Genomic DNA, 7655 nt, shown 5'->3' with positions numbered 1-7655 from the left:
CTACGAGCGCAAGCCCGAGCACTTCCTCGCCTTCACAGCCATCGCCACCAGCCTCATCAACTACCGGCGGCTCACCAAGTGAAACGAGGTCTTAATCGGTTGCCAACTCCAAGCGTCAGCTGCCTCCAGGGGCGCGGGACGACTCATCCCTACAGAGTGTCATGTTGGTGTACTCTAGATTCATGCCGAGTTCATATCCGATTGCTGAAGCTCGTGCCTGCCTGGGTGACCTCGCGCGTCGTGCCGCCCAGCATGAGCACATCACTCTCACTGACCGGGGTACCCCCGCTGCCGTCCTGATCTCCCCGGCGGAGCTGGAGGACCTCGAAGACGCCTTGGCTGTCGCGCGCCTGGAGCGCGACCGGGCGCTGGGAATCACCCCGGCTCCCGTCCCGCACTCCGAGGCGCGACTCGTGCTCCTCGAGGCGGCAGGCCGGGGCAGCAAGTGAGCTGGAGCATCACCTGGGAGTCGGCAGCCCTCAATGAAGCGGCCGGCCACCTGAAGGCCGACCCTGCCGGTGTGGACGCACTGCTGCATGCGACGGACCGGCTTACAGATGATCCAGCGCCCCCCGGCTCTCGTGCGTGGGGGAGCAGCCACCGGCGTCTGCACAGCGGCCCGTGGAGGATCCTGTACCGCATCGACACCCAGAGCAGCACGCTGCACATTGAGCATGTAGGACACGTCGGCTGATCCGGCACGTGTTCCGTCTCACCGAGACCTGCGGGGCCGAGCACAACGGGCCTGATCACGAACGCCGTCACCACGCCCGTAGAGCCTCCTGGCTCACGGCCCTGCATCAGTTCTTCACCTACGCTCACCGCGCCGGAGCTGTTCTGCACAACCCAGCCGCCGCACTCAACGCCCGGCAGCGGGGTTTTAGCCTCGCGCTTTCACGAAATGGCTGTCCAGCAGGTGATCAGGACAGCAGAAAGTGCCTCTGACCAGCGGGAATGAGGACTGTCTGGGCCCTTGTTCCCGCCCCTGCCGGAGGCACTTTCAGGGTGAAGAAGCGTATCGGGTCGTACCCGCGCGTCCGCGTCGAGGGCGGTGGTCGCGGAGTGGTCTCGCAGGCCGGGGCCGTGCTGCTGGTGGAGACGGTCCGCAAGTCCGGTCTGGATCAGGCGATATCGACGGCACTGGCGCCCTGGCGGAAGCCCCGTGCGGTGCACGATCCTGGCAAGAACGGTGCTGGATGTGGCGCTCGCGGTCGCGCTCGGCGGCGACTGCCTCGCCGATGTCGCCATGCTGCGGTCCGAGCCCGGCGTGTTCGGGCCGGTCGCCTCCGATCCGACGGTCTCCCGGCTCATCGATACCCTCGCCGCCGGCGGGAACCGTGCGCTGACCGCGATCCGCCAGGCCCGCGCTCAGGCCCGCGAACACGTCTGGCAACGTGCCGGCGGCCCGGCGCCGGACGCCGAGGGGCAGGTGACCGTGGACCTGGACGGTGTCCTGGTGATCTCCCACTCCGACAAGCAGGACGCGGCCGATCACCTGGAAGAAGACCTTCGGGCACCACCCGCTGACGGGGTTCGCCGACCACGGAGCCGGTGGCTGGCCTGCTCAGGCCGGGCAGCGCGGGCAGCAGCACCGCCGCCGACCACATCGAAGCCGCCCGGCTCGCCCTGGCCCAGCTGCCGAAGACCTACCGGCGAGGCCGGCGGACGCTGATTCGTACCGACTCCGCAGGCGGCACCCACGAGTTCGCCGCCTGGCTCGCCCAGCGCGGGCGGCGGCTGTCGTACTCGGTCGGCATGACCGTCACCGAGCAGATCCACCAGGCTGTACTCAAGGTCCCCGCCGCGGCCTGGACGGCGGCGACCGAGCCCGGCGGCGCGATCCGGGACGGGGCACGGGCCGCCGAGATCACCGGCGACTGCCTAGGGCTGGCCGAAGGGAATGCGGCTGATCGTCCGCAGGGAACGGCCCCGTCCCGGAGTACGGTTGCGGATCACCGACGCCGACGGCCTGCGGCTGACCTGCTTCGCCACCAACACCACCGGCATGCCGGCCGCGGCACTGGAACTGCGGCACCGCCGACGGGCCCGGGCCGAGGCCGCATCCGGGCCGCGCGGGCCACCGGCCTGCGCAATCTGCCCGTGCACGACACCGCGCAGAACCAGATCTGGCTGGAGATCCTCCAGATCGCCCCCGGCCTCCTCGCATGGATGCCCATGCTCGCCCTGCTGGGCGAAACCCGCAGGTGGGAGCCCCGCCGCCTCTCCGCCGCCCAGGTCATCACCACCGCCCGCCGCCGGCACCTGAGGTTCGCACGCCACCGGCCCTGGACCGACGTGATCACCCACGCCCTGACACGACTCGAAACTCTCCCGAACCCCGGCTGACCAGCACGTTCCCGTTCCGCGAGTATCACCACCCGACCGGAGCCGTGGAGGCGACACCCTCGGACCACCCCGGCCCTCAGCCTGTCCACGCTCCGCTACCCAATAGGATGTGCCGCCGACTCAGCCGGCGGCACATCAGGAAAGACCGAAATTAATTATTCATACAAGTCAAAGTAGATTGTGTCGGGGTAGACGTTGTACGCAGCCTCACGGAATTCCACTGACCCGTCCGACCGGGTGATCTTCATCTTGGATTTCCCGTTGACAAAGTCCTGCAGGAATACAGAATACATGGTGCCGTTCACCGTATCCTGGTAGCTGATCACTGGCTGCCGATTCGGGTCGGGGTTCAGATAGTTGACGGTCACAAAGTCCGTCCAGCCCCTTTTTATCTCAGCATCAGGGCCCTTGCCCTCGGCGAATGACGCATCCTCCGACGAGATGAGCTTGAGGGCATGCTGCGAAGTATTCTGGATTCGGTAGCTACAGCTATAGGCGCATGTGGTCTGAGCACTCACAGGTGCGTCGCCACCCCTCACTTCAGACGCATAAGCAGCCCCTGGAACAATTCCCGATACGACAATCGTCGCGCCGACTGCAAAAAGCACCGAACGCCTGCGCAGTGAACTCATAAGAACTCCTTGGATCAATTAGCCGACCGCATCGAAGTGAATATATATGATGATACGCTGGCATTTTGCCATTTTTCACCGTCATATCGGATGATGCAGTGGCCGGCAGCCCCGTCCGGCCGGTGGCCTCCCCGGAGTAGTGCGCCGGGGGGAACGGGGACACCAGGAGTGCCGCCGGGCCTGTGGGCACCGTCTCCCGGCAGAGCATGGCGGCTGCAGCCTGCTGCTCTGCCCCGTCCGGGGGGACCGGGGGCACGCGCCGGGGGCGGCCAGCCAGGGAGGGAGCTTGCGGCGGCCGTCGTCTGCGCGGTGCCGTGCCGGCCGGTGGCCTGCGCGGCTGCCCGGGCGGGCTGTGCTGGGAGAGCGCCCGGCCCGGCAGCCTTCTTCGTTGCCAAGGCGTTCAAGATTCACGAGCGGGTCGAGCCGGCAGCCAAGCGGCCGGAACGGCTCTCGACGAAGGACGCTGGCGACGTCTGCCGCCTCATGGTCTCTGTCCTGGCTGCCCAGGTCATCCCCTCGTGCGCCCAACCCCCGCGCTGGCAGGGTGCCGGAGCAGGGAGTGGACCTGCTGTGCAAGCTATTCGGCCCGTATCCGGGACCTGGGGCCGGCGCGTGCGTATCGCACCTGCGTCCCTGAGTAGCGGCCCGGCGACCCGCTCAGGGGCCGGCGGCGCGGCATGGGAGGAGCCGTCGAGGGCGTCACGGTCCTTGGCCAGTCGGGAAGATCCGTATCGCCCGCCAGTCGTATTGAGCCTTCTGGGCCAGCAGCGGCAGGGGGCCGCCGCTCGAAGCAGTTTCCCGGTTCAGAGCTGAGATCCGTAGCAGACCCAGCGATCACAAGAGTTTCAGGTTCCTGAGGGATCGCGGGACGCTTACCGCGGTCGCTGTACAGCAGGGTAAATGCCCAGCCTGCAGATCTGGACACTTCCCTTGCCTGGGGCTTCGGTTTGCCGAGTTCCTCGCACAGGGACCTGCACATATCGCGTGCGTGGACTGGGCGTCTGCTGCTAGTTGGCTGAGTTTCGTCAGGTTCAGCAGTGTGGAGGGAGTCAGTGCGCGCGGCGCTGGCCCGGGGGCGGGCGGCTCGGCGGCCAAGCTGTAACCGCGCTCGACAGCGGCGCCGCGGAGGCCGCGTCCGGTGAGATCGCCGGCGGCTTCCGCCGCGCGCCAGCAGTTGCGGACGGCTTCGTCTCCGTGGTCGCGCTGGACGGAGACCAGCGGGCGCATCGAGTCTTCCCTGAGCTGGCGCCGGGTGACGGACGAAAGAGCCCGGACGGCCGGGGCCGACATGAAGCGGTCCGCCCCGGACAGCACTGCACGTACGGCGCATCGCTGCCGTTACGTGCCGGGGGCAGGCTGTATCACGCAGCCGCTCCGGGGGCGTGACGCCCGCGGAGCGGCTGGCCCCCTTGCGGGGGCGGGGGCTGGCAGAGAGCAGGCGGGCCCCGGAGCGGCTGTCCGGACAGCCTGTATTACTACCTCGCCTTGAGCGTAAGCGTGACGTTGGAGACGTACCCGCCTTCCGGCGTGGGGGCCATGCACTCAAACGGAGTCCCCGCCCCGTTTGCCTGCATGGGCGTTCTCTGGTGGGCCTGCTCGTTCCACTGCTTGAAGCCCTCCCACTTGTCCACGAAGCATGAGTTCCTGTCGCCGCCCGCTGAGCCCCAGGCAGTGGTGGGATACCAGGCCACTACGTAGGTGTCGCTGCCGGCTTTGAAATTATATGTGACATTTACATCCAGCTTGTCGATCCAGCCCTGCACGCCCGCGGTCCACTTGTCCCAGGTGAACGGATAGACCTTGTCGTCCGCGTCGTACTTGTCCTGCGTATTCTGAGGAGTGAAACCCTTTCCTCTCTCAACGCCTTCTCCCGGAAGGCCCAGTCTGAGCTCGTAGGGCGTCTGGTTGACGGTGGTCCCGTTTATGCAGCGTATGGAGCCGCAAGTTGCCCACTGGACGCCCGCCGATGCAGGGGAAGGTGCCAGGACCGTAGCAAGACCGGCGCCTACCGTGGCAGCGGTCAGAACTGCGAGATGCCTGCGGAAGCGCATAGCAACTCCTCGTGGAAGCGGCTCAGCCAGCTAGCCGCGTAGGAATCCCGTTTCCGGTCCTGGTCCGGGTGGGGTGCTGCCGTCGGGAATACTGCTGCCCGCGGTGTGCCCGGGCCGGGCACGGACAGCCCGCCTGGTCTCCGCCGCAGAGAGCAGCCCTTCAGCGGTACCTGAGCGGGTACGGACGCGGGAGGCCAGCAGGCCTTGCGCGCCCCTGCGTAGTACAAATACGTCTCTATAGTACCTTTTCGGGTGATATGCGCATCATGGCATTCCTGCAGGGGAGCGGCTGCGCAGGATGAAGCTTCTGGGTGGGTTTCCCCAGGGCCCGTTCCCCCGCCCGGTGCCGGGAGCGGGACGGCCGGACACGCGCAGGGGATGTGCCCGTTGAGGAGCGCGGGTGGCCTCACCGACGTGCCTGGTCAGAGGTTTCTCAGTCACGGAAAGCGGCGGCCCTGGCTCTGGCCAGGGAGGATGCCTGCAGCGGTACAGCACCCGCTGTCACGACCGGGTCGCAGGGCGAGGTCCCTTTTCCGGATTCCAGCGAACGCCCGGAGGCGGCTGCTGTCGGCTGGATGCGGATACTGCGCTTGCGCTGCACCAGGGCGGAACGTGCTTCCTGCGGGTCGTCTCTCGGACTGGATACCGCCGGGCCTTGATACCCGGACGAGTGGTGGCCGCAGGGGCCGGACGTGCTCCTCACGTCCTGACTATTCCGCTAGTTGCAGTTTTCGTGTGTTCTGGTCGGCTGCTTCCTACGCTACGCACCATGCGGCCCGGCCGGTGTCACTCTGCCGGGTGCGGCGCAGTCGAACCGCTGTCCCCCGATCGCCGGTGCCCGGGCATCCCGGCAACCGTTGCGTCCCAGCTTCACAGGCTGATGCAGCTGGGTACCAGGTACCGCTCATCCCGGGGGCGGGCCTCGTGGTTCCTGGGCAGACTCCGGACAGCGGCTCCGGGAAGCCGCGCGGTCCCAGCAGAGCTCTCGGTGTGGCGCCTGCGGAATGACCCCCCGGCCCCTGACTCGACGCGCACAACCGGAAGGCCCGCATCGCCCCCAGGTACAGGCCTTTCCGCATGATCCAGCCCACGGCGACGTATCGCGCGATACAACTTGCACCACCAGCGTCCCGCGCACTGGCCAGGAGCCGGCGCGGCGGTGGCGAAAGCGTCCTGCCCCATGACCACCACCGACACGATCGCGGCCCTGGCTCTGGCCGTCGCGGTCGTCGCTGCCGTTGCCGCCATCGGCTCCTGGAGGGCCGCGCGCAACGCCAACGGGGCCGCGCAGGCCCTCTCCCGGATCGAGCAGCAACGCCTGCACGCCGACCTCACCCCGAACTTCCGCTGCACGGTCGTGGCCAACCAGGCCCGCTCCACCGCCATGCTGCGGGTCCACCTCGAAGGCCCGCCCGGACTGCTGTCCCACCACGCCCTCGAGATCACCACGTCCCTGCGCAACGACAACCCGCACCGGGCGATGCGCCCCCACTCGCGGGCACCCCGACTCCCGAAGAGGTCCGCGCCCACATCTGGGGGCCCTGGAAGTTCAGCGCGGACGGCTGCGACAACACTGGCCGGACGGTTGCCCCGCAGCAGATGGCGGTCGGCGAGTGGACGCGGTACGCCCTGACCCCCACCTACCCGCCGTCGTGGTCAGGTACCACCACGGAAGACTGGCACCGCGAATACGCAAGCGAGCCGGTGCGCCTCACTATCACCGCCAGGTCCAAGGGCAGCGAATGGACAGTGCCGCTGGAAGTCTCCGGCATCACGTCATGAGTTCTCACCCTGGCGGTGGCCCTGCCGACCCTGGCGCGGGGGTGCTCCCGTAGGGCCGGCGCCAGCCCGCGCCGATATGGCGTGCGCGGGAGGCCTGGCGCCCAGATGCGCTCTGGGAGCAGTACCGTCGGGCCGCCCCGCCCTCTCCCCATGGCACGCAACACCCCCTGTACGCCCGCCTGCGGGCCGCGTACGGCGGCGCCCTTCTCGGGTCATGTCTGCACCGTTCGCGCCCACAGTGGCGCCACGGCTTGATGCCGAGGAGGGCCGGGGCGCAGAAAAGGCCGGCCCCAGCGGCGAAACACACACCCAAGCCCTCCTGCGACTCGCCCGCCAACGCATCAGCGTCCTCTTCGCCATGCTCCGAGACGGCACCTTCTACGTATCCCGAACCCCCACCATCACCCTCGCCGCATGACCCCCAGCCTCATACCCGGCACCACGACCTTGACGAAGAACATAGAGACACCCCCCCCACGGCGCGGTCGCGCTGGCCAACCAGAAAAGGGTTAGGACGGCCTCCACAGCCGAACTGCCGCGACGCCTCTCCTGGGACACCGCGTCCTGGTCGTGGACGCCGAGCAGCGGACCGGGTGTGAAACGAGGCGGGAGCCCTCGGATCAGGCACGGTCTGTTCTTCCAGGTCAGCCCCGGCGGCAAGTCGCCCCGCGACAGGGACACCGCTGTCCCGCGCAGCAGCCGTGGGGCAGCGGCCCCTTCCTTGGCCGGGGCCGCCGGGCAGGAAGCGGGCTAGGCACTGTTTCTTGGATCTCCGGACGTTGCGGGGGTGTTGGGGTCAGGATGACCGGATGGGCCGTGGGGATCTGACCAATGCGGAGTGGTG

General features: G+C 68.0%; 5 protein-coding genes and 1 pseudogene. 4 read left to right on the top strand and 2 right to left on the bottom strand.

The window, feature by feature from the left end; all coding sequences use genetic code 11:
- Positions 1–161 precede the first annotated feature (161 nt).
- The 3 genes and pseudogenes from ACFZBD_RS34870 (at position 162) to ACFZBD_RS34860 (ending at position 2346) form a co-directional block, all read left to right on the top strand.
- Positions 162–449 carry a type II toxin-antitoxin system prevent-host-death family antitoxin gene (locus ACFZBD_RS34870; protein WP_391147711.1) on the top strand — a complete coding sequence of 96 codons (288 nt, stop codon included), beginning with the start codon at positions 162–164 and terminating at the stop codon, positions 447–449.
- Positions 446–694: a type II toxin-antitoxin system RelE/ParE family toxin gene (locus ACFZBD_RS34865; protein ID WP_391147709.1), complete on the top strand. Its 249-nt coding sequence runs from the start codon at positions 446–448 to the stop codon at positions 692–694. The genes ACFZBD_RS34870 and ACFZBD_RS34865 overlap by 4 nt, the downstream gene beginning before the upstream one ends.
- Before the next feature lie 311 nt (positions 695–1005).
- A pseudogene (locus tag ACFZBD_RS34860) lies at positions 1006–2346 on the top strand (IS1380 family transposase).
- A 155-nt stretch (positions 2347–2501) separates the two neighbouring features.
- Here the strand turns inward: ACFZBD_RS34860 and ACFZBD_RS34855 are convergent.
- Together ACFZBD_RS34855 and ACFZBD_RS34850 are read right to left on the bottom strand one after the other, a co-directional pair.
- A complete protein-coding gene (locus tag ACFZBD_RS34855) occupies positions 2502–2978 on the bottom strand; it encodes a hypothetical protein (protein WP_391147706.1) in 477 nt (158 codons plus the stop codon).
- A gap of 1475 nt (positions 2979–4453) precedes the next feature.
- Positions 4454–5029 carry a hypothetical protein gene (locus ACFZBD_RS34850; protein ID WP_391147704.1) on the bottom strand — a complete coding sequence of 192 codons (576 nt, stop codon included), beginning with the start codon at positions 5027–5029 and terminating at the stop codon, positions 4454–4456.
- Positions 5030–6209: 1180 nt separating this feature from the next.
- Between ACFZBD_RS34850 and ACFZBD_RS34845 the strand changes: the two genes are divergently transcribed.
- The gene (locus ACFZBD_RS34845) at positions 6210–6662 is read left to right on the top strand and encodes a hypothetical protein (protein ID WP_391147702.1); all 453 of its coding nucleotides are present in this window, start codon (positions 6210–6212) and stop codon (positions 6660–6662) included.
- The last annotated feature ends 993 nt before the right edge of the window (positions 6663–7655 follow it).

Origin of the sequence: Streptomyces sp. NPDC008121 (genome assembly GCF_042957155.1) — a bacterium.
GTDB lineage: Bacteria > Actinomycetota > Actinomycetes > Streptomycetales > Streptomycetaceae > Streptomyces.
The sequence above is the reverse complement of the archived record's forward strand: the minus strand, read 5'-3'. Positions and strand labels throughout refer to the sequence as shown.

Excerpts from the sequence above, each read along its gene's own strand:
- ACFZBD_RS34870 (WP_391147711.1), top strand. The coding sequence starts at position 162 with ATGTTGGTGTACTCTAGATTCATGCCGAGTTCATATCCGATTGCTGAA.
- ACFZBD_RS34855 (WP_391147706.1), bottom strand. The coding sequence starts at position 2,978 with ATGAGTTCACTGCGCAGGCGTTCGGTGCTTTTTGCAGTCGGCGCGACG.
- ACFZBD_RS34850 (WP_391147704.1), bottom strand. The coding sequence starts at position 5,029 with ATGCGCTTCCGCAGGCATCTCGCAGTTCTGACCGCTGCCACGGTAGGC.
- ACFZBD_RS34845 (WP_391147702.1), top strand. The coding sequence starts at position 6,210 with ATGACCACCACCGACACGATCGCGGCCCTGGCTCTGGCCGTCGCGGTC.